Origin of the sequence: Micromonospora maris AB-18-032, from assembly GCF_000204155.1 — a bacterium.
Lineage (GTDB): Bacteria > Actinomycetota > Actinomycetes > Mycobacteriales > Micromonosporaceae > Micromonospora > Micromonospora gifhornensis.
The window spans coordinates 5,357,501-5,378,694 of sequence record NC_015434.1 but is presented as its reverse complement, the minus strand read 5'-3'; the positions used below and the strand labels follow the sequence as shown (position 1 = coordinate 5,378,694).

Sequence of the window (21,194 nt, the reverse complement as noted above, 5' to 3'; positions counted from 1 at the left end):
GGAAGTGCACCGCAGGCACGGTGCCATCGATGCGAAGGGACCTCACCATGAACGAGCGCAGCAGCGTCGACATGTGGTTCGATCCGATCTGCCCCTGGGCGTGGATCACTTCCCGCTGGCTGCTGGAGGTGGAGCAGGTCCGCGACATCGAGGTCCGCTTCCACGTGATGAGCCTGTCGGTGCTCAACGAGGGCCGCGAACTGCCCGAGCAGTACCAGGAGGCGATGCGTACCGGGTGGGGGCCGGTGCGGGTCTGCATCGCCGCCCAGCAGCGGTACGGGCCGGCGGTGCTCGGTGCCCTCTACACCGCCCTGGGCACCCGCATCCATCTGGGCAAGGAGCGCGTCGGTCCGGAGTTGTTCGCCGCCGCCCTCACCGACGCCGGCCTGGACCCGCAACTCGCCGCCGCCGCCGAGGACAGCCGGCTCGACACGGCCCTGCGGGAGAGCCACGAGCAGGGCATGCGGCCGGTCGGCACCGAGGTGGGCACTCCGGTCATCCACGCACCCGGCCCGGACGGACGACAGGTGGCCTTCTTCGGCCCGGTGGTCACCCCGGCGCCGAAGGGCGAGGCCGCCGGCCGGCTCTGGGACGGTGTGCTGCTGGTTTCCGGCACGCCCGGCTTCTTCGAACTCAAGCGCAGCCGCGACCTCGAACCCACCTTCGACTGAGGTGTAAGGAAGGGCACCTTATTAACGCCTCGTGCATAGCCCGGGCCCCTTGTTAACACCACACCTACGTCGCCTCCGAAGCCGCCTCGCGTGCCGGGTGCGGCGTCACCGCTGCCTTCGCGGACTCGTTTGACCGGGTGTCCGCAGAGTGCTGGCGGGCCGTACCTGTGCCCGTCGGCCGCCGCTCGTGGAGGCGTCAGATGGCCAAACACCGTGCCCCGGTCGATGACCGTCGGAGCCGTAGGGAGGGGATTGGCAGCGCCGCGCCCTCTCCCACGGCGAACCTGCGCTGGCCGGTGCCCCGGCAGGATGTCGTCGAGAGCTGGCCGGCGCCCCGGCAGGAGCGCGCTGAGGACCGGTCGGCACCTCGGCAGGACCGCGCGGAGGGCTGGTCGAGGCTGCGGCAGGAGCGCGGCGAGATGTGGCCGAGTCCACCTCCACACCGTCCCGGCGGCTGGCCGGTGCCGCAGCAGGAGCACCCGCTGAACGCCGCGGGAGTGCTGGGTCGTACCCCGGTGGTGGGCGTTGCCCGCGTTCCAGCCACCTCACGATTGACGCCGCCCGGTCGGGAGATCCGCAACCAGGGCCCGCGGCCGGTGCGGCGGCCGGCGGTGCTGCCGGCCCCCGTCGGCCGGCATCGTCGCGCGGGCGAGTCGGAGTGTTAACAAGGGACCCCTGCTCTACCTGAGGCGTTAAGCCGGGGCCCTTCCTTTCACCTGGTGGGCGGGGTGTGGGTCCGGCGACGGAGCGGGAAGTGGCGACGGTAGCGTCATGGGTCATGACGGTCGTGCACCCGATCACGCGGGCTTGGATCACCACTGGCGGCACCGGAGCGCAGAACTATGACGAGTTCGCCGACGACGCGGAGATCACCGCGATCATCGAGGCGAATCCGCACAGCGCCCTCGGCATCGAGATGCCGCACCGGGCTCCGGAGAGCCTCGGCAAGACCTTCGGCGACGCCCTGCCGGACGCCGTGACCCGGCTCGCCGAGGCGAAGGCCGACGGCAGCTACACCCCCGCCGAGCAGGTGGTGGTGCTGTACCGGATCACCGCACCCGGCGAGGAGCCGGCGTACGGCATCTTCGCCATGGTCGACACCGATCAGATCTCCACCCGGGCCGACGAGCCGGGCCTGGTCATCCGCAACGAGGACGTCTTCATCGCCAAGGTGCGCGAGCGGGTCGCCCTGGCCGAGGCGCTGGGTCACCTGCTCTCGCCCGTACTGCTGCTGCAGACCGGGCGCGGTGACGAACTGCACGCCGCGCTTGCCACGGCCACCGACGCGGCCGGCGCCCCCGCCGCCACCGACACCGACCAGGCCGGGCGTACGCACGCCATCTGGCTGCTCGGGCCGGGCCCGGAGCAGGACGAGCTGACCGCGCTCGCCTCCGGTGGCGAACTGGTCGTCGCCGACGGCAACCACCGCAGCCTCGCCGCCCAGACCGGCGGGTTCCGCCGCTTCCTCGCGGTGGTCACCACGCCCGCCTCGGTGGCCATCCAGCCGTACAACCGCCTGGTCAGCGAGCTGCCGACCACGCCGGACGAACTGCTCGACCGGCTGCGCGCCGCCGGCGCGCAGATCACCGCCGTCGACGGCCCGGTGCAGGTCCCGGCGACCGGCGGCAGCGTCGTGCTCCAGCTTCCCGGCCAGGCGTACGACGTGACGCTGCCGCACACCGGCGCGGGCCGGTTGGAGAACCTCGACCACGCCCTGGTCGAGCGGCTGCTGCTGCGTGAGGCCCTCGGACTGGACCCGGGCGACAAGCGGATCACCTACGTCGGTGGCGACTACCCGGCGAGCTGGCTGACCGGTGAGGTCGAGGCCGGCCGGGCCGAGCTGGCCATCCTCATCGCGCCGGTGACCGTGGACGACTTCGTCGCGGTGAACCTGGCCCGGGAGAAGATGCCGCGCAAGAGCACCTGGTTCACCCCGAAGGCACGCGGCGGACTGGTGGTCGCCGAGTTGCCGGATCCCGCGTAGGACCCCGAGCCACCCGGTCGGGACGCCGATCCCGCTCGGTACGGATGCCGGGTGGGCCGGGTGTGACGTGATGCTGCCGACCCTGCGAAAGGTGGCGTCCGTCGCGCCCGGCCCCGCCCCGGCGGTGCCCGGTCCGGCGGGCCTGACAGACTGCCCGGTATGCGCGTCTACCTGGGATCCGATCACGCCGGTTTCGAGTTGAAGGTGCACCTGGCCAACCACCTCGCCAAGCAGGGGTACGAGGTGGTCGACGTCGGCCCGCACGTCTTCGACCCGGACGACGACTACCCGGCCTTCTGCCTGCACGCCGGCACCCGCGTGGTGGCCGACCCGGGCAGCCTGGGTGTGGTCATCGGTGGCTCCGGCAACGGCGAGCAGATCGCCGCCAACAAGGTCGCCGGGGTCCGTGCGGCGCTGGCCTGGAGCGTCGAGACGGCCCAACTCGGCCGGCAGCACAACGACGCCAACGTGGTCGCGGTCGGTGCTCGCCAGCACACCCTGGACGAGGCGACCGCCATCGTCGAGGCGTTCCTGACCACCGCCTTCTCCGGCAGCGAGCGGCACGCCCGCCGCATCACCCAGGTCGCCGACTACGAGCAGACCCGCAAACTGCCCGACCTGCCCTGACCCCTCCGCACCCGCCCTGGGCAACCCCATCCGTCGGGATCCGCTCGGGGTCGCGCCCGCATCGCGCCTCGATCTGGGATCGAGTGGTCTCCCCGTCGTCGGGACACCACTCGATCCCGAATCGAGCACGATCTAGAACCGGCCGGTGCCTGGTGCCCGGTGCCTGGACAGGCGGGGCCGGTCGGTCAGGCCGTCGGCCGGGGTCAGCGGCGGGGGAGTTCGTCGCGGGGGGTCCAGTTCCGGCGCACGATGACGATCTCGGCTTCGGCTGCGGCGAGGTCCTCGTCGGTGGGGCGGGCGGCGTCTCGGGCCCGCATGGCCGCTGTCACGCTCACCTGCGACGAGCCCGAGCCGACCAGGCCGCGTAGCCCGCGCTCGTTTTCCTCGCCCCCGCCGGCGCGTCGTCCGCGAGGCGGCTCCGCGCTGTCGTGCACCCCCGCTGTGGTCGCTGCGGCGCTGGAATCAGCGGTCCCCTGTGCTCCGCCCTGGTGCCGGTGTCGTCGTCGCCGTCGTGCCTCGTCCGCCACCCCCCGACCCTACCTGGGCTGACGGTTGTCGATCACGGTCTCGGGGCCTTCCGCACCCCCGATATTTGACACTGAAAGCACACACGGGCACGGCAATCGTCGCTGTCAGCGGTGCGACGTGGGGTCGACGCGGCACTGTGCCGCCGGTCAGGAACTGGTCCTGCTCCCGACCGGCGGTCGGTGTGATCGGGGTCTTGCTGATCAGGATCAGCAAGACACCGTGAGAAGGGGCGGCGGACCTCGGGGGACAGGGGGTCAGAAGACTTCCAGGGCCGAGGGAGCGCGGTGCCAGATGAACGCGGGGTCGGCAGCGGCCAGCGCACCGGGCCGCAGTTCGCGTACCCGGCCGGCGTCGGCCAGCGCGGTCAGGGTGCTACCCCCGAGGAAGAGTTCACCCAGGCAGCTGATGTCGCAGGCCAGGTCGGCCGGACCATTCGCCGGTACGCAACTGGCCGTCTTCGGGCCACCCTGTAGCCGCCACCGGCCGGTGTTCTCCGGCAGCAGGTCGTCGCTCACCTCGATGACCACGTCGACGTCGGTGGCGTAGCGGCGGGCGGCCATCGCGGCCGGTACGTCCACCACGCGTACCCACAGGGCGTCGACCAGGCGCGGGTTGAGCCGGCGTGGTTCGTCGACCAGCCGCAGCAGGGGCTCGTCCACGGCGGCCCGGAGGAAGCTCACCTGGCGGGTCAGGTCGATCGAGAGCAGCATCCGCCAGATCGCCCGGTATCCGGCGACACTTGTCGCCACCACCTCGTCGACGCTGGTCTGGCACTTCGGGCCGGTGCCGTCCCAGTCGGACTTGGTGCGGAACAGGCCGTACCCGTCGACGCCGTCAGCTCCTTCGTGCAGCACCACCCGTCGTTCGGTGGCACCGCCCCGGTGGGCCTCCGGATCGAGCAGGACGTAGCGCCACCACCGGTCGTCGCGGGCGGACCAGCCCGGCCGGCCCGCGCGTACGGTGTCGTACACCCGGGAGAGGTCGGCCAGGCGATCGGCCGGACGGTCCAGGCGTAGCCGGCCCTCGTCGGCGGTCGGCGGCGGTAGCCGCAGCTCGTTGGTGTCGCCGGTCAGCTGCAGGCGCTGCGCCGCCAGCCCGTAGCCGAAGCGGGGGTAGATCCGCCCCTCGCTGGCCCAGAGCACCGTGACCGGTTCCCGGCGGGCCGCGTGGACCTCGCGTAGTTGTCGGCGCATCAGCGCGGTGAGCAGACCTCGCCGCCGATGGGTGGGCGCCACCCCGACCATGCTGACGTGTGCGGCCGCCACCTCACCGCCGGGCACCCCCAGTGCGCGGGTGAACGCGGCCGTGGTGCCGACCACCTCGGGACCGTCGCGTACCAGCAGGGCACGTTGCGGTTCGAAGATCACACGCTCGGTCTCGTGGGCTTCGGGTTCGAGGCCGTGGTGGAACAGGAAGTTGAGGAAACGGCCCATCTCGTCGAAGTCTTCGGCGCGGGCGCTGCTGATCGGCAGGGAAGTGCTGGTCACTGGTCGTGTGTATCGGATCGGTGCGGGTGCGGCGACCTATTTGTCGGCTGGCTACCCTCGAAGCAGGGCCCGGCGGTGATCAAGTTCACCGCCAGCCGAGGGGGAGGGAACGACATGGCCGACCAGACGCAGCCGTGGGCGGAGCGGACCGTGGAGGTGCCGCCGCAGCCCGGTGGCGGCATTCCGCCGCAGCGTGATCCGTACCGGCGTGGCGTGGCCTCGGTGGGGGCCAACGCGGCGCGAACCGAGCCGTTCACGGCGGTGGACCAGGTGCCGACCGGCACCGGCTGGCCGGGCGAGCCCGCGCCGCGCCGGCCGTTGAGTTGGCACATGGCGCAGTTGCGCAAGGGTGGCGAGTGGAGCGCCGCAGGCGCGCTGTTCGCCTTCGTGTGCTGGGGAATCTGGGCGATCTCCGGCGGGGGTGATCTCGCCGGACCGTTCCTGATCTTCGTGCTGAGCCTGCTGGTGGCGGCGGGGCTCTTCGCGCTGACCCGGCTGCTGGGCCGGTTGGTGCTGGAACGGCAGTTGGGTCGGGTACGGCGCAGCGCCCGTGGCGCGCACCTGGTCACCGCGCTCTTCCTGACCGGACTGGGCATCGCCTACCTGCAACAGACCCAGTGGGTCATGGACGCCTGGAACTGGCTGACTACCTGAGGTCGCGTCGTCGGGCGGGTCGGCGCGTCTTGCCGACCCGCCCGACGGAACCGGTCGCGGGCATCGCGACCGGAAGGTCGTCACTCCACCAGGACGGCCGCTGCATACCCGGACGGAGCCGGTTCATCCCCCGGGTCGGGTACGGTACGTGCTCGACCCGCCACACTACGGACATGATGGCACCTGTCCGAATTGGTGGCAAATTTATGACCGTCACCGCATTTTGGGTGCGCGGACATATTTTCCGGTAAGGGGAAAAGGGCCTGCTGGCGGACGGAATATTGCACCCGCAAGCTCCCCCGGCTCGTGAAATTTCCATGTACGCAGGTCTTCCTAAACGTGAATGCGTCTATAGGATGGGCTCTGTGAGTAACGGGGCACAGGTCACGGGCGACGGATTTCCGGGGGGCGCGAGCGTCCCGGTCACCGTCCTCCGGCTGGACCGTCCCGAGCTCGATGGCACCCGTCTCGTCGTGCGGGCCGTCGATGTCGAGCTGCGTGAACGTCGTCGCGGGCACCACCTTGCACCACTGGGATACCTCTACGACCGCGCCGACCACGACGAATTGGAATCCGATCTCATCCTTGACGCCGGGCACTACGACGCGGGTGACCAGACCTGGTCATTTTCCGCTGAGGTGCCCGGGATTATCGGCCTTACCGAGCCGCTGTCGTCGGCTGACAACCCGCCAGCCGAAAGAGTCGGAAAAGAAGGAGACCAGACGTGACGGCCACCCTGACGCGCAACCCCCTGCGCACCTCGCTGTCGATGACCAGTGGGCACGACTTCAGCCAGCCGCTGCCCGCCGACCACGACCGCCAGCCCTTCGGCTACCTCTTCGCCAACTGGGAGCCGGGCACTCCGGCGGAGACCGAGACCGAGCTCGGCTACTACGACGCCGACCAGCAGGTCTGGGTCACCCCGGACGGCGCCATCACCGCCGGTGTCTACACCAAGACCCGCACCTCCGGCTCCAACTGCGGAGACTGCGTGACCGACGACGCCTGCGCGTAAGGACGACGCATGACCACCTCGCCATCTGATCGCGGGATCCTGATCTTCACCCAGGACTTCGATCCCACGGTCGACCCCGTCGTGCGGACCCTCACCGCGCGGGGCGCCGACATCGTCCGCGTCGACCTGAGCTACTTCCCGCAGACGCTGACGTTCACCACCTCGGATTTCGATGGCGAGCGGCGGCGGCTGCTGCACCGCGGGCGGGAGGTCGATCTCGATCGGCTCTCCGGGGTGTGGTACCGCCGCCCCACAGCCTTCCGCTTCCACGAACAGATGAGCGAGGCCGAGCAGCAGTTCGCCCGCAACGAGGCGCTGCACGGCATCGGCGGCATCCTGCGCAGCACCGACTGCCTCTGGGTCAACCGCCCCGACGTCGACGCCGTCGCCGAACTCAAGCCCTACCAACTCCAGTTGGCCAAGCAGGTCGGCATGCGGGTGCCCCGCACCCTGCTCACCAACGACCCCGACGAGGTACGCGCCCTGGTCAGCGCCGCCGACAAGCCCGTCGTCTACAAGGCACTCACCGGTGGGGTCATCCACTACCCGGGCGCCTTCCCGAGCGGCCTCTACACCACAGTCGTGGGCGATGAGGTGCTGACCAACGCCGACCGGGTCCAGCACACGATCTGCATGTTCCAGGAGTACATCGAGAAGGCGTACGAGGTCCGGCTGACCGTCGTCGGGAACACCTGGTTCCCGGTGGTCATCGACTCGCAGGCGTTGCCCACCACCTCGGTGGACTGGCGTGGCGAGAACCACCTGCCGTACGGGCCGTACAAGCCGCTGCCCGACGAGGTGGTGGCGAAGACCCAACGCCTGCTCGACCACCTCGGCCTCGTCTACGCGGCCATCGACTTCATCGTCACCCCCGACGGGGAGTACGTCTTCCTGGAGGTGAACCCGGGCGGGCAGTTCATGTGGCTGCAGCACGATCTGGGTCTGCCGATGGACGAGACCATCGCCGACCTGCTGCTGGCCGGCGGCCCCTTCCGGCGGGGCGAGGTCACCCAGGTCGGCTACTGAGATGACCGGGGCGCTGCTGCTTGCCGCCCAGTTGGCCCTGGGCGGCACGCTCGGCTGGGCGCTGGCCGGCAAGGTGCGCAACCGGGCCGCCTTCGCGACCTTCCGCGCCTCGCTGCCCCGTACCGTCGGGGTGCCGGCGGCACGGGCGGGCGCGCTCGCCGTGGGGGTGCTGGCGGCCGAGGCGCTGACCGCCGCGACGCTGCTCGCCGCCGTCGCCGTCCCGGCCCTCGCGCCTACGGCCTTCGCGCTGGCCACCGGCCTGTTCGCCGCCTTCACGGTGGCCGTCGCCGGGATGGTCCGCCGGGGCGTCCGCGAGCCCTGCCGCTGCTTCGGCGTCACCGAACGCCCACCCGGGCCCGCCCACGTCGTCCGTAACCTGCTGCTGACGGCGGTCGCCCTCGGCGGGGCGGCGCTGGCCTTCGGTGGCGTCCGGCCACCGTCGCCGCCCACCCTCACCGCTGACCCGACCGGAGGTGACATGGCCCTCACGACCGTCCTGCTGCTGGTGGTCACGGTGCTGTGTCTGGTCAACACCACAGTCCTGCTGGTCGTGCTCGCGCAGTTGCGGCGGCAGTCCACCCTGCTGAAGGTCAGCATCGAGGGGGTGGAGAACCCCGAGCCGATCATGCTGACCGCCGGTGCCACGATCGGCGACTTCACCGCCACCACGGTCGACGGCACGCCGGTGTCCCGGGCCGGGCTGCGGGGCGAAACCCTTGTGGCGTTCCTCTCGCCGAGCTGCCCGGCGTGCGCGGAGAGCCTGCCCGGATTCGTCGCCCGGGCCGAGGCGATCCCCGGCGGGCGGGAACAGGCGCTGGCCGTCGTGCTGGGCGCCGGCGAAGCCGCCACCCAACTCTGCGAACGGCTCACGCCGGTGGCCCGGGTGGTCAACGAGCCCGAACGCGGTCCCGTGGCCCGCGCCTTCGGAGTGGACGGCTACCCCGCTTTCGGTCTGCTCTCCGGCGACACCGTGGTCGCCAGCCACTTCGTGCTCGACCGGGTGCCCGCCACCAACGCCCCGTGATCAGACAAGCAGGCGGCTCGCTGATCGAGGCGACCCGGATGGCGTGGGCCGCGTCCCGCCGCTGGCTCATCGCCCGGGTGCTGCTCACCGTCGTCGGGGGCATGGTGCCCATCGCCGTCGCCTGGCTGATGAAGGTCGTACTGGACCGGCTGGCCGCCGGCGACGACCGGCTCACCGGGCCGGTGCTGCTGCTGGCCGGCGCGGGCGCCGCCGCCGTGCTCCTGCCCGAACTGGGCCGCTACGTCGACGCCGAGCTGCAACGATCGGTCGGGCTGGCCGCGCGGCATCGGTTGTTCGCTGCCGTCGGCCGGATGCTCGGGCTGCGCCGGTTCGAGGATCCGGCCTTCCACGACCGGCTCAGCATCGCCGCGGAGACCGGCCCCGCCGGGCCGCCGGAGGTGGTCAGCGGCTTCCTCGGCGCCGCTCAGGGGCTCATCACCATGCTCGCCTTCCTTACCACCCTGGCCGCGATCAACCCGTGGATGGTGCTGGTGGTGGCGGTGGCCGCCGTACCCACCCTGCGGGCGGAGCTGCGGCTCGGCCGGCAGCGCGCCGCGCTGCTCTGGGAGTACGGGCACGCCGCCCGGCGGGAGTTCTTCTACGCCCAGCTGATGACAAGCGTCACCGCCGCGAAGGAGGTCCGCCTGTACGGCCTGGGCGGGCTGTTCGGCGCCCGGATGCTCACCGAACTGCGCGGCATCCAGGCCGGCCAACGCCGGATGGACCGGCGCGAGCTGCTCGTGCAGTCCGTGCAGGGTCTGCTCGGCGCGGTGGTGGCCGGGCTCGGTCTGATCTGGGCGGTCGCCGCCGCCCGGTCCGGCGCGCTCACCATCGGCGACGTGTCCGTCTTCGTGGCCGCCGTCGCCGGCGTGCAGGGCGGGCTGAGCACCGCCTTCGTCAACGCCGGCCGACTGCACGAGGCGATGCTGCTGTTCGGGCACTACCGCTTCGTCGTGGAGGCCCCACCCGACCTGCCCGCCCGCGCCACCGCGCTACCGGCGGTGCCACCGCTGCGGCACGGCATCGAGCTCGACGACGTGTGGTTCCGCTACGGCGACGACCTGCCGTGGGTGCTGCGCGGGGTGAGCCTGCGCATCCCCGCCGGCTCGTCGGTCGCCCTGGTCGGGCGCAACGGCGCCGGCAAGAGTTCCCTGGTCAAACTGCTGTGCCGGTTCTACGACCCGACCCGCGGCAGCATCCGCTGGGACGGCGTCGACCTGCGTGACCTGCCCCCGGCCGAGCTGCGGGCGCGGATCGGCGTGCTGTTCCAGGACTTCATGGCGTACGACCTCAGTGCCGCCGACAACATCGGCCTCGGCGAGGTGGCCGCCCTCGACGAGCCGGCCCGGATCCGGGCGGCGGCCCAACTGGCCGGCGTCGACGACATCCTGTCGACGCTGCCCCGCGGCTACGACACCCTGCTCACCCGGGTCTACATGAACGCCGAGGACCGCGACGACCCCACCACCGGAGTGGTGCTCTCCGGCGGGCAGTGGCAGCGGGTCGCGCTGGCCCGGGCACTGATGCGCGAGGACGCCGACCTGCTCGTGCTCGACGAACCCAGCGCCGGCCTCGACGCCGAGGCCGAATACGAGATCAGCCGACGCCTCGCCGCACACCGCGCCGGCCGGACCAGCCTGCTGATCTCACACCGGATGAACACCGTCCGCGACGCCGACCTGATCGTCGTCCTCTCCGACGGCACGATCACCGAACGCGGCCGCCACCAGGAGCTGATCGACCTGGACGGTACGTACGCCCGACTGTTCCGCCGTCAGGCCGCCGGCTACCAGGATCCGCAACCCGCGACCTGACCCGGCGGTCAGGGGCCGCAGTAGAGCAGACGGTTGGCGGTGGTGCTGGGCACTCCGGAGACCACCCCGACGGTGGCCCGACCGATCAGGTACGCGGCGACCTGGGCCGGGGTCCAGCTGGGGTTGGTCTGCAGGGCGAGCGCGACACAGCCGGCGACGTGCGCGGCGGCCATCGAGCCGCCGCTCAGGGTCGTTGTCGCCGTGTCGGTGGTGTGCCAGGTCGAGGTGATGTTCGCACCCGGCGCGTACAGGTCCAGGCAGGATCCGTAGTTCCCGGAGGGCATCCGGGCGTCGGTCTGCGTGGTGCCGGCGACGGTGAGCGCGGCCGGAACCCGGGCGGGGGAGCCGCTGCAGGCGTCTCCGTTCGAGCTGCCGGCGACCACCACGTAGCTGACGCCCGCGTTGATCGAGTTGGTCACCGCCGCGTCCAGTGCGGCGCTCGCGGTGCCGCCGAGGGCCATCAGCGCCACCGCCGGGCGGACCGCGTTGGCCCGTACCCAGTCCACTCCGGCGATCACCTGGGCGACGCTGCCGCTGCCGGCGCAGTTGAGCACCCGTACCGGGTGCAGCCGTACCCGCTTGGCCACCCCGTGCAGGGCACCGCCGACGGTGCCGGCCAGGTGGGTGCCGTGCCCGTTGCAGTCGGCCGCCGGCAGGGCGTCGACCAGGTCCACACCGGTGCCGACCCGGCCGCCGAAGTCACCGTGGCTGCCCCGCACACCCGTGTCGATCACGTACGCATTGACGTTCGGCGCGGTGTTCGGGTACGCGTACCGGCCGTCGAGGGGCAGGTGGCGCTGGTCGATCCGGTCCAGCCCCCACGACGGCGGGTTGAACTGCACCCCGGGCACCGTCAGCGTCACGGTCCGGTTCTGCTCGACGTAGGCGACCGCTGGGTCGGCGGCCATCCGTCGGGCGGCGCGCTCGGTCAGGCGTACCTCGAATCCGCGCAGCGCGTCGGTGAACACCTGGTCGACGTGGCCGCCGTACCGGGTGGCGAGCCGGTCGGCCGTGGCCCGGCTGCCGATGGCGTCGTCGCGGAGCACCACGACGTAGCTGCCGGCGAGCGCGGCCGGTGCGTCGGCATACCGGATCTCGCCGGTGGCTGGCGCGGCGGCGGCCGGGCCGCCGGTCAGTGCGACCAGGACGGCGGCGGTGAGCAGTGCGGCGAGCGGCCTGCGGGTGGCGGCCGGCCCTCGCCGGTACAGACGGGGCAGTGGCATCGGTTCCTCCTCCTGGCGGCCCTGATTGGGCGGTAGCCCTCGGCAGGACCTCGATGGATGCCCGGATGGTACCGACAGATTCACCATGGTGAATATAGTTGGCTCCGAGTGGCCGTCCTGGCGGCGTGCCATGGTGATAGTCCAGCGGACCGGACGCTCGGCGGTCAGCGTCGACACGACATGCCCACCGGCCTCACCGAGGTGGAAACGAATCGTCGCGCGCGGCTGACCCGTCGTACTGTCAGCGGATGCGAGTGCTTTCCGTCAACGTGGGCCGGCCCCGACCCAACCCGGCCAAGGGCGGGCTGACCGGCATCGACAAGCGGCCGATCGACGGCCCGGTCGCCGTCGCAGCGCCCGGCCCCAAGGGCACCGGCGAGGTCGGCCTGGCGGGCGACCGCGTCTACGACGTCAAGCACCACGGCGGCACCGACCAGGCCGTGTACGCCTACGCGCGGGAGGACCTGGACCGCTGGGCGGCCGAGTTGGACGTCCCGCTCGACAACGGCGGCTTCGGGGAGAACCTGACCACCGCCGGCCTCGACGTCAACGCCGCCCTGATCGGGGAACGCTGGCGGATCGGTCCGGACGTCGTACTGGAGGTGTCGTCCCCACGGATCCCCTGCTCGACGTTCCAGCACTGGCTGCAACAGCAGGGCTGGATCAAGCGGTTCACCCAGGCCGCCGTGCCCGGGGCGTACCTGCGGGTGATCGAACCGGGCGAGCTTCGCGGCGGCGACCCGATCGAGATCGTGCACCGGCCCGAGCACCAGGTGACCGTCGAACTCGCCTTCCGTGCCCTGACCCTCGAACCGGACCTGCTGCCGCAACTGCTGGCCGCCGACGCCCTGCCCGAGGAGGCCCGGGACACGGTCCGCCGGCGCACACCCCGGGCCCCCGTCGCGGGTAGCGCCGATCCATCGACTCCGGAATGATCCCCCCACCGTCACCCTCGATCCCGGTCCCGGATGGGTGGTCTACGGCCACCACGACGACGTGCTGACCTACGTGGGACCCGACGAGATCTCGGACGGCAGCGACCTGGCCGTCGGTCTGTACGGACGCCACAAGCGGGACCGGGACGGCCATGAGCTCGACGTCGTGCACATCGAGGACAAGCGGCCCCGGTAAGTCAGGGCCGAGCCTCCGACTGTCGGTTCGGCCACTCCGGGATCTGGTGCTTGCGTGCTTCACTGTGGAGCATGACGTCGCGGAGGACCCGGCTGATGGCAACCATCTCGGCCGTCATCCTGGCAGCAGTCTCCGTGGTCGGCTGGCAGTGGTGGCACAACCATCCGCCGTACGGTCCGGAAGCGCTGGCCGTCACGTCATCGCTCCGTTTCGTGAGCTACGACGAGGCTGAGGCTGCGCTCGGCGAGGCGGCGCATGCCCCGGTCACCTACGGACGCGACCAACTGGTGCTCGGCCGGGTCTCCTGGCAGACCCCGCCCAAGCCTCTGGACGGCGGCTACTTCGCGGTTTTCCTCATCGACAAGCGGACCAACCACAAGCCGGAGGTTTTCGGCGTGGCCGCGCCACAGTCCGCCGTCGGTATCGGGAGCGCGGGCATCGAGAACCGGATTGCCGAGCGCTACTCCTGGCTCCGCGGCGCGGGTGATGCCACCTTCGGGGACGACGAGTATCGGAGCAACGGCAACAGACTCCATGTGGCAGACGAGAAGGCTGCACCGCTCACCTTCGTCGCGCTCTTTCCGTACGTCGAGGAGCCGGATCCGGAGCTTCCGAGGGCAACCGCGCCGGTGGCGATGTCCGACCTGCTGCTGGCCCTGGTCTACATGGGTGAGGACGGCCAGGTGTACTGGGCGCAGCGCCTCCAGGGCTAGGTAGCGACCGGTCGGCACAGCGGCGGTTGTCCCTGGCCCGGCATTGACAGCCTCGGCGGCTCAAGCGGTGCACGTGAGCACCGGACAGCGGCAGCAGGAGGACAGCAGGGCAGGCCGCTCCGAACTATCGTGCCGCCCATGCTGCTCGATGGGATCCCGCTTTCGCAGATGTTCTTCGCGCTGGTCATGTGGCTGGTGGGGCAGGTTGTCCTGTACATCGTGATCCGGATGGCTGTGCGCCACGCCATTGAGGATGCGGATCGCCGTCGAGCATCAGAGCAACGCGGGTAAGCCGTAGCGCCCGCACTGCCGGCCGCGGGCCGCTGGCAGCCGAGTGGGCGGGCCTGCACCGCGCGTGCGCGGCGCCTGGATCCATCCGGACACCTACCCGAATCGGCACCTGCCCGGCGAGTAGTGGCCCGCGGTCGACCCGCAAGATCAGCGTCAGGGGAGCGTGCGGCCGGCCCATGATCAGGGGATGAAACCTCTGGCCCAGGCCGGAGTGCGGTGGAGCGGGCGACGGGAATCGAACCCGCACCGTCAGTTTGGAAGACTGAAGCTCTGCCATTGAGCTACGCCCGCGTACGCCCGGAAAACCGGATGCGCCCGACAGCCTACCCAATGCCCGCGGCGAGCGCGCGGCCGTATCCCGCCGTTTCGGGGATCTGGGGGTATCCGTCCTCCACCGATGCCGCAACATCCGCGAAACCGCAGCCACCCCAGCGGGCGGATGCTGCGACATCGCTGCGACTGCGGCGCGGCCCGGCTGGGGAAGCTGCATGTTCGGCGCGTTGGGGGACGCCCCGGCATCCGGTTGTCGTATGGAAGGCATAGACTGCTCGTCGCCACGGGGTGTGGCGCAGCTTGGTAGCGCACTCGCTTTGGGAGCGAGGGGCCGTGGGTTCAAATCCCGCCACCCCGACTGCCTCCAGCGTGGGGCCGGTGCACCCGGGACGGTGGGCGAGCGGGATGCTTCGCCGCCGGGGTCCCTGGGCGCTGCCGGTCGGCCACGCCGGTTCGCCTACACTCGATGGGCCGAAGTGCGCCCAGAATCAACCGAGATCCGTCAAGGAGTACGCCTGTGAAGAGCACCGTCGAGACTCTGAGCCCGACGCGCGTGCGGCTCGCCATCGAGGTGCCGTTCGTCGAGCTCGAGCCGAGCCTCAAGAAGGCGTACCGGGAGATCGGCCAGCAGATCCAGATCCCCGGCTTCCGTAAGGGGAAGGTCCCGCCGGCGATCATCGACCAGCGGGTGGGCCGCGGCACCGTGCTCAACGAGGCGGTGCAGGAGGCCATCCCGCAGAACATCCTCGCTGCGGTCCGCGAGCACGACCTGAAGACCCTCGGTCGTCCCGAGGTCGACATCACCGAGTTCAACGACGGTGACTCGCTGAGCTTCACCGCCGAGGTGGACGTCCGGCCGGAGATCACCGTGCCCGACCTGGCCTCCCTCGAGGTCGTCGTCGACGAGCTGCAGGTCGACGACAGCGAGATCGACGAGCAGGTGAAGAACCTGCGCGAGCGGTTCGCCACCCTCAAGACGGTCGAGCGGGCCGCGGCCGAGGGCGACTACGTCCAGATCGACCTGCGGGCCACCGTCGACGGCGAGGAGGTGCCGGGCGGCTCGGCCAGCAACATCTCCCACGAGGTGGGCAGCAAGCAGCTGCTGCCGGGCCTGGACGAGGCCGTGGTCGGCCTCGCCGCCGGTGAGGACGTCACCTTCACCACCCAGCTCGTCGGCGGCGACTTCGCCGGCCGCGACGCCGAGGTCCTGGTGACCGTGCGTACGGTCAAGGAGAAGGAGCTGCCCGAGCTGAACGACGAGTTCGCGCAGCTGGCCAGCGAGTTCGACACCATCGAGGAGCTGCGCAACGACCTGCGTGAGCGGGTCACCCGGGGCAAGCGGGTCGAGCAGATCTACGCCGCCCGGGACAAGGCCCTGGAGCAGCTCGTCGAGGCCGCCGAGGTGCCGGCGCCGGAAGGCGTCATCCGCGACGAGGTGGAGAGCCGCAAGCAGGCGATGGTCGACCAGCTGGAGCGCATCGGCGCCTCGATGGAGGACTACCTCGCCGCCGAGGAGAAGACCGAGGAGCAGATCGACGCCGAGCTGACCGAGGCCGCCACCCAGGGCGTCAAGGTCCAGCTGCTGCTCGACACCCTCGCCGACGCCGAGGACGTGCAGGTCTCCGACGACGAGTTCGGCCACGAGATCGTCCACCGCGCCCAGCGGGCCGGCATGGCCCCGCAGCAGTACTACGACCAGCTGGTTCGTTCCGGCGCGGCCGGCGCGGTCTTCGGCGACGTCCGCCGGGGCAAGGCGCTCGCCTCGGTCATGGAGCGCATCACGATCAAGGACACCGCCGGCAACGAGATCAGCCTGGACGCGCTGCGCGAGGCCAGCGAGGCGGAGCACGGGCACGAGCACTGATCGTCGGGTGGGGCCACCGTCCGCCGGTTGCGGTGGGTGGTGGCCCGACCCCTTTCCGGGTACGAGTCCCGGGGCCCCTGCGCTGAGAGCGAACAGTGCCCGGAGCGGGACTCTGCCGCCCGGCTGAGCGGTTAGTGTCGGACAGGACGGTACGGAGAGCGAAGGGCTGCCATGACCGACATGCACATCCCAGCAAAGCCGCGGGCGCTCGACGCCCGAGGTGGCGACTCAATTGGCAACCTCGACGACTCGGTCTACAACCGGTTGCTCAAGGAACGCATCATCTTCCTCGGCAGCGAGGTCAACGACCAGGTGGCCAACCGCATCTGCGCGCAGCTGCTGCTGCTCGCGGCGGAGGACCCGGACCGGGACATCTTCCTCTGGATCAACTCGCCGGGTGGCTCGGTCTACTCCGGCATGGCGATCTACGACACCATGCAGTACATCGACAACGACGTGTCGACCGTGGCGATGGGCATGGCGGCCTCGATGGGCCAGCTGCTGCTCTGCGCGGGCACCAAGGGCAAGCGGTACGCCCTGCCGCACGCGCGGATCATGATGCACCAGCCCTCGGGCGGCCTCGGCGGCACCGCGTCGGACATCGCGATCCAGGCCGAGCAGATGCTCTACACCAAGCGGATGTTCCAGGAGCGGGTCGCGCACCACACCGGTCAGTCCCAGGCGCAGATCGAGGCGGACTCGGACCGCGACCGCTGGTTCACCGCCCAGGAGGCCATGGACTACGGCTTCATCGACAAGGTGATCATCGGGGCCGCTCAGGTTCCCGAGGGCGCCGGGACCCTGAGCTGATCGAGGAGCAGACGATGACCGACCTCAGCCTGCCGCCCCAGTTCGCGGCCGTGCACAACCGCTACGTCCTGCCGTCGTTCGTCGAGCGCACGTCGTACGGGGTCAAGGAATCCAACCCGTACAACAAGCTCTTCGAGGACCGGATCATCTTCCTCGGTGTCCAGGTCGACGACGCCTCGGCCAACGACGTGATGGCCCAGCTGCTCACCCTGGAGGGGACGGACCCCGACCGGGACATCATCATGTACATCAACTCGCCGGGTGGTTCGTTCACCGCCATGACGGCGATCTACGACACCATGCAGTACGTCCGGCCGGACATCCAGACCGTCTGCCTGGGCCAGGCGGCCTCCGCTGCGGCGGTGCTGCTGGCGGCGGGCACGCCGGGCAAGCGGATGGCGCTGCCGAACTCGCGGATCATCATCCACCAGCCGGCCACCGAGGGCGGTTACGGGCAGGGCTCGGACATCGAGATCCAGGCCCGGGAGATCCTGCGGATGCGGACCCAGCTGGAGGAGATGCTCTCCCGGCACTGCAACCGGCCGATCGAGAAGGTCCGCAAGGACATCGACCGGGACAAGATCATGACGGCCGAGGAGTCCCGCGAGTACGGGTTGGTCGACACGATCCTCAGCAGCCGCAAGAAGGGACTGCTGGCCGCCAACGCGGCCAGCTGACCGGCACGGAGTCAGAGGCCGGACGGGCCTGTTGTCCGCCGGCCTCTGACACACCCGTTTTGGGGGTCGGAGAATGCTCCCGCAGCGGGTAACGTCGGGTCCGTACCGCTTCGTCGGGCGACCGGCGCGGTGGGGGTAGAGACGGGCGGAGCGTAGCGTCCGCAGGTCGTGGCCGGGGCTCCGGCCGATGAGTGCAGGGAGAACGTAGGTGGCACGGATCGGTGACGGCGGCGACCTACTCAAATGCTCCTTCTGCGGCAAGTCGCAGAAGCAGGTCAAGAAGCTCATCGCGGGCCCCGGGGTCTACATCTGCGACGAGTGCATCGATCTCTGTAACGAGATCATCGAAGAGGAGCTGGCCGAGACCGGCGAGGTGAAGTGGGAAGAGCTTCCCAAGCCGATGGAGATCTGCCAGTTCCTCGACACCTACGTGGTGGGGCAGGAGCAGGCCAAGAAGGCGCTCGCCGTCGCGGTCTACAACCACTACAAGCGGATCCAGGCCGAGGCGGCCAACGCGCCGGGCGCCGGTAACGACGGCGTCGAGCTGGCCAAGTCGAACATCCTGCTGCTGGGCCCGACCGGGTGTGGCAAGACCCACCTGGCGCAGACCCTGGCGCGGATGCTCAACGTGCCGTTCGCCATCGCCGACGCCACCGCCCTCACCGAGGCCGGCTACGTCGGCGAGGACGTGGAGAACATCCTCCTCAAGCTGATCCAGGCCGCTGACTACGACATCAAGCGCGCCGAGACCGGCATCATCTACATCGACGAGGTCGACAAGATCGCCCGCAAGTCGGAGAACCCGTCGATCACCCGTGACGTCTCCGGTGAGGGCGTCCAGCAGGCCCTGCTGAAGATGCTCGAAGGCACCGTGGCGAACGTGCCACCGCAGGGCGGCCGCAAACACCCGCACCAGGAGTTCATCCAGATCGACACCACGAACGTGCTGTTCATCTGTGGTGGTGCCTTCGCAGGTCTGGACCAGATCATCGAGGCGCGTACCGGCCACGGCGGCACCGGCTTCGGTGCCCGGCTGCGGGCCGTCTCCGAGCGTTCCACCGACGACATCTTCGGCCAGGTGATGCCGGAGGACATGCTCAAGTTCGGGCTGATCCCGGAGTTCATCGGCCGGCTGCCGGTGATCACCAGCGTCCGCAGCCTCGACCGGTCGGCTCTGGTGCGCATCCTCACCGAGCCGCGCAACGCCCTGGTCCGGCAGTACCAGCGCCTCTTCGAACTCGACGGCGTGGAGCTGGAGTTCGAACGCCCCGCCCTGGAGGCCATCGCCGACCAGGCGATGCTGCGGGGCACCGGCGCTCGCGGTCTTCGCGCCATCATGGAAGAGGTTCTGCTCTCCGTGATGTACGAGGTGCCCAGCAACCCCGACGCCGCCCGGGTGCTCATCACCCGTGAGGTGGTCCTGGAGAACGTCAACCCGACAATCGTTCCGCGCGAGTTCACCGGCCGCCGGGCCCGGCGTGAGCGCGAGGAGAAGTCCGCCTGATCCGTCGGGGGCGAGCGCCTGGCCCCTGCCGCTTGCGGTCGTTCGCCCGTACCCTGAGATCATGCGCGTCGCCGTCTGCCAGCTGAACTCCCGCGACGACCGGAAGGCGAACCTCGTCGCCGCGGAGGCCCTGATCGACCGCGCGGCCGACGCCGGCGCGGACCTGGTGCTCCTGCCCGAGTACGTCGACTATCTGGGGCCCGGTGCCGGGATGCCCGCGCCGGAGCCGGTCGATGGTGAGGTCGGGCAGTTCTTCGCGGCGGTCGCGCGTCGACGGGGGATCTGGGTGATCGCCGGTTCGTTCCACGAGGCCGGCCCCGACCCCGAGCACACCTGGAACACCATGCTGGTCTTCGACCGCGCCGGCGCGCTCGCCGCCAGCTACCGCAAGATCCATCTGTACGACGTGGAGATCCCGGGCCGGGTCTCGTACCAGGAGTCCGCCACGGTGGCCCCGGGCGACCAGCCGGTGGTGGTGGAGATCGAAGGGCTGCGGGTGGGCTTGTCGATCTGTTACGACCTGCGCTTCCCCGAGCTGTACCGCCGACTTGCCACCGACGGCGGCGCCCACCTGCTCGTGGTGCCTGCGGCGTTCATGATGCACACCGGGCGTGACCACTGGGAGGTCCTGCTGCGCGCCCGGGCGATCGAGAACCAGTGCTTCGTCGCGGCCGCCGGACAGACCGGTGACCACGAACCGGGCCGGACCTGCTACGGCCGCAGCATGGTCGTCGACCCGTGGGGGACGGTGCTTTCCCAGGTGGCGGACGGCCCCGGGTTCGCGATCGCCGACGTCGACCTGGACCGGCTGACCCGTATCCGTGCGGAACTGCCCAGCCTGGCCAACCGCCGACTCTGAGCGCCACTACCCCTGAAGCAGTACGCCCACCACCGCGAAGCCGGCGATGGCAGCGGCGGTCACGAGGAGCGCGGTGCTCATCCGTGACGGGCCGCGCCGGACCAGCCGTCCGATCGACACCACTACGGCGAAGAGCACGAACGCTCCGATGATCAGTTGCCAGAACGGGAGTAAGAGGCCGAGCAGCGCGTCCTCGGCGAGGACCGGGCTGGTTGGCCGGGACACGTCATCCATGCCAGACACTCTGGCACGCCGATGCCCTCCTCGGATGTCGGCGCGAGTACGAAGCCGCCAAGATGCCGACCCGAGTTGTCGGTTACGTGGTGCGCCGCCACTCGCTACCGCTCACCTCGCCCCTACCCCGATGACGGAGTTCCGGCTCGGAAGAGCATCATCGACAGTCGCTGATTTGCCTTCTGCGGTGCGTACGCGTAACTTTCTCTCTGCACGAGGGAGGCCGGGCAAACCGGCCGAGAACGGGCGCCGGTCCTGCGATGAAGGTGGTCGCGAGGCCGAGACTGGGCGGTGCGAGTTGGCTCCGAAAGTTGGAGTTGCGATCGCGAAGCCGACCGGGTAGAGTTCTGGAGCCGGCAGGAGCCGGGCGAGTCCTCTGAGAGTGACTGGCCGGTCTGCGGTTCTCCACGGAAGAAGCGACCGCCGAAAGGCGTGCGCCAACGTGGGCCCCGAATGATCCTCAAGGATCCTTCCTGATCATCAGGTTGATCTGCTGAGCGTGATTCGGATAGTTTGGAGCGGTTGCCCCAGACACGGCTTCTGATTGAGGCCGGAGTTTGGTGTGTGGTTGTTCTTTGAGAACTCAACAGGGTGCTTGATAAGCCAGTGCCAAGTAGTTTATGCCCCGTGCCGGCTAGAGGCTTTGATGTTTCTGGTTTGGTTTGGGATTCCTTTGGCAACATTTTGTTTGTTGTCGGGATGGATTGTTCAACAGGTTTTTGTTGGAGAGTTTGATCCTGGCTCAGGACGAACGCTGGCGGCGTGCTTAACACATGCAAGTCGAG

Annotated in this window: 22 protein-coding genes, 2 tRNA genes and 1 rRNA gene (1 of these 25 cut by a window edge); 20 read left to right on the top strand and 5 right to left on the bottom strand. The window is 70.1% G+C overall.

The window, feature by feature from the left end; translation table 11 throughout:
* The first annotated feature begins 47 nt into the window (after positions 1–47).
* From VAB18032_RS23705 to VAB18032_RS23695, 3 genes are all read left to right on the top strand, one after another.
* Positions 48–671: a mycothiol-dependent nitroreductase Rv2466c family protein gene (locus VAB18032_RS23705; protein ID WP_013735460.1), complete on the top strand. Its 624-nt coding sequence runs from the start codon at positions 48–50 to the stop codon at positions 669–671.
* Between the two features lie 778 nt (positions 672–1,449).
* Positions 1,450–2,655, top strand: a complete 1,206-nt coding sequence (locus VAB18032_RS23700; protein WP_013735459.1) for a DUF1015 family protein — start codon at positions 1,450–1,452, stop codon at positions 2,653–2,655.
* A 159-nt stretch (positions 2,656–2,814) separates the two neighbouring features.
* Positions 2,815–3,282: a ribose-5-phosphate isomerase gene (locus tag VAB18032_RS23695; RefSeq protein ID WP_013735458.1), complete on the top strand. Its 468-nt coding sequence runs from the start codon at positions 2,815–2,817 to the stop codon at positions 3,280–3,282.
* A gap of 203 nt (positions 3,283–3,485) precedes the next feature.
* On the opposite strand, the gene VAB18032_RS23690 is transcribed toward VAB18032_RS23695, so the two are convergent.
* Together VAB18032_RS23690 and VAB18032_RS23685 are read right to left on the bottom strand one after the other, a co-directional pair.
* The gene (locus tag VAB18032_RS23690) at positions 3,486–3,809 is read right to left on the bottom strand and encodes a hypothetical protein (RefSeq protein WP_043721728.1); all 324 of its coding nucleotides are present in this window, start codon (positions 3,807–3,809) and stop codon (positions 3,486–3,488) included.
* 255 nt (positions 3,810–4,064) lie between these two features.
* Complete coding sequence (locus tag VAB18032_RS23685; protein ID WP_013735456.1) at positions 4,065–5,297, bottom strand: GNAT family N-acetyltransferase; 1,233 nt, start codon at positions 5,295–5,297, stop codon at positions 4,065–4,067.
* Positions 5,298–5,411: 114 nt separating this feature from the next.
* On the opposite strand from VAB18032_RS23685, the gene VAB18032_RS23680 reads away from it, so the two are divergent.
* The 6 genes from VAB18032_RS23680 (at position 5,412) to VAB18032_RS23655 (ending at position 10,830) form a co-directional block, all read left to right on the top strand.
* Positions 5,412–5,951: a hypothetical protein gene (locus tag VAB18032_RS23680; protein WP_013735455.1), complete on the top strand. Its 540-nt coding sequence runs from the start codon at positions 5,412–5,414 to the stop codon at positions 5,949–5,951.
* A 365-nt stretch (positions 5,952–6,316) separates the two neighbouring features.
* Positions 6,317–6,679: a hypothetical protein gene (locus VAB18032_RS23675; RefSeq protein ID WP_013735453.1), complete on the top strand. Its 363-nt coding sequence runs from the start codon at positions 6,317–6,319 to the stop codon at positions 6,677–6,679.
* Positions 6,676–6,966, top strand: coding sequence for a hypothetical protein (locus VAB18032_RS23670; RefSeq protein WP_013735452.1), 291 nt, complete (start codon positions 6,676–6,678; stop codon positions 6,964–6,966). Before VAB18032_RS23675 ends, VAB18032_RS23670 begins: the two co-directional genes overlap by 4 nt.
* A gap of 9 nt (positions 6,967–6,975) precedes the next feature.
* Positions 6,976–7,992, top strand: a complete 1,017-nt coding sequence (locus tag VAB18032_RS23665; protein ID WP_013735451.1) for an MvdC/MvdD family ATP grasp protein — start codon at positions 6,976–6,978, stop codon at positions 7,990–7,992.
* 1 nt (position 7,993) lies between these two features.
* Positions 7,994–9,016 carry a TlpA family protein disulfide reductase gene (locus VAB18032_RS30245; protein WP_013735450.1) on the top strand — a complete coding sequence of 341 codons (1,023 nt, stop codon included), beginning with the start codon at positions 7,994–7,996 and terminating at the stop codon, positions 9,014–9,016.
* Positions 9,013–10,830 (top strand): ABC transporter ATP-binding protein, encoded by a 1,818-nt coding sequence (locus tag VAB18032_RS23655; protein ID WP_013735449.1) that lies wholly within the window; start codon positions 9,013–9,015, stop codon positions 10,828–10,830. Before VAB18032_RS30245 ends, VAB18032_RS23655 begins: the two co-directional genes overlap by 4 nt.
* Positions 10,831–10,838: 8 nt before the next feature.
* Here the strand turns inward: VAB18032_RS23655 and VAB18032_RS23650 are convergent, their stop codons facing one another.
* Complete coding sequence (locus VAB18032_RS23650; RefSeq protein WP_013735448.1) at positions 10,839–12,053, bottom strand: S8 family peptidase; 1,215 nt, start codon at positions 12,051–12,053, stop codon at positions 10,839–10,841.
* Between the two features lie 248 nt (positions 12,054–12,301).
* Here VAB18032_RS23650 and VAB18032_RS23645 point away from each other — a divergent pair, with 248 nt between their 5' ends.
* From VAB18032_RS23645 to VAB18032_RS32165, 4 genes are all read left to right on the top strand, one after another.
* Positions 12,302–12,988 carry an MOSC domain-containing protein gene (locus tag VAB18032_RS23645; RefSeq protein ID WP_043721721.1) on the top strand — a complete coding sequence of 229 codons (687 nt, stop codon included), beginning with the start codon at positions 12,302–12,304 and terminating at the stop codon, positions 12,986–12,988.
* A 61-nt stretch (positions 12,989–13,049) separates the two neighbouring features.
* Complete coding sequence (locus VAB18032_RS33245) at positions 13,050–13,184, top strand: hypothetical protein (RefSeq protein ID WP_269764262.1); 135 nt, start codon at positions 13,050–13,052, stop codon at positions 13,182–13,184.
* A 95-nt stretch (positions 13,185–13,279) separates the two neighbouring features.
* Positions 13,280–13,897: a hypothetical protein gene (locus VAB18032_RS23635; protein ID WP_013735445.1), complete on the top strand. Its 618-nt coding sequence runs from the start codon at positions 13,280–13,282 to the stop codon at positions 13,895–13,897.
* A 138-nt stretch (positions 13,898–14,035) separates the two neighbouring features.
* Positions 14,036–14,188 (top strand): hypothetical protein, encoded by a 153-nt coding sequence (locus VAB18032_RS32165; RefSeq protein ID WP_157626876.1) that lies wholly within the window; start codon positions 14,036–14,038, stop codon positions 14,186–14,188.
* 217 nt (positions 14,189–14,405) lie between these two features.
* Here the strand turns inward: VAB18032_RS32165 and VAB18032_RS23630 are convergent.
* A tRNA-Gly gene (locus VAB18032_RS23630) sits at positions 14,406–14,479 on the bottom strand.
* 266 nt (positions 14,480–14,745) lie between these two features.
* Here VAB18032_RS23630 and VAB18032_RS23625 point away from each other — a divergent pair.
* The 6 genes from VAB18032_RS23625 (at position 14,746) to VAB18032_RS23600 (ending at position 20,175) form a co-directional block, all read left to right on the top strand.
* A tRNA-Pro gene (locus tag VAB18032_RS23625) sits at positions 14,746–14,819 on the top strand.
* Between the two features lie 159 nt (positions 14,820–14,978).
* Complete coding sequence (tig, locus tag VAB18032_RS23620; RefSeq protein WP_013735443.1) at positions 14,979–16,325, top strand: trigger factor; 1,347 nt, start codon at positions 14,979–14,981, stop codon at positions 16,323–16,325.
* 171 nt (positions 16,326–16,496) lie between these two features.
* A complete protein-coding gene (locus VAB18032_RS23615; protein ID WP_013735442.1) occupies positions 16,497–17,135 on the top strand; it encodes an ATP-dependent Clp protease proteolytic subunit in 639 nt (212 codons plus the stop codon).
* A gap of 14 nt (positions 17,136–17,149) precedes the next feature.
* A complete protein-coding gene (locus VAB18032_RS23610) occupies positions 17,150–17,812 on the top strand; it encodes an ATP-dependent Clp protease proteolytic subunit (RefSeq protein ID WP_013735441.1) in 663 nt (220 codons plus the stop codon).
* 208 nt (positions 17,813–18,020) lie between these two features.
* Positions 18,021–19,316, top strand: a complete 1,296-nt coding sequence (gene clpX / locus VAB18032_RS23605; protein WP_013735440.1) for an ATP-dependent Clp protease ATP-binding subunit ClpX — start codon at positions 18,021–18,023, stop codon at positions 19,314–19,316.
* A gap of 61 nt (positions 19,317–19,377) precedes the next feature.
* Positions 19,378–20,175, top strand: a complete 798-nt coding sequence (locus VAB18032_RS23600; RefSeq protein ID WP_013735439.1) for a carbon-nitrogen hydrolase family protein — start codon at positions 19,378–19,380, stop codon at positions 20,173–20,175.
* 6 nt (positions 20,176–20,181) lie between these two features.
* Here the strand turns inward: VAB18032_RS23600 and VAB18032_RS23595 are convergent, their stop codons facing one another.
* Positions 20,182–20,409, bottom strand: a complete 228-nt coding sequence (locus VAB18032_RS23595) for a hypothetical protein (protein WP_043721719.1) — start codon at positions 20,407–20,409, stop codon at positions 20,182–20,184.
* A gap of 719 nt (positions 20,410–21,128) precedes the next feature.
* Here VAB18032_RS23595 and VAB18032_RS23590 point away from each other — a divergent pair.
* Positions 21,129–21,194 (top strand): 16S ribosomal RNA (locus VAB18032_RS23590) (it continues 1,449 nt past the right edge of the window).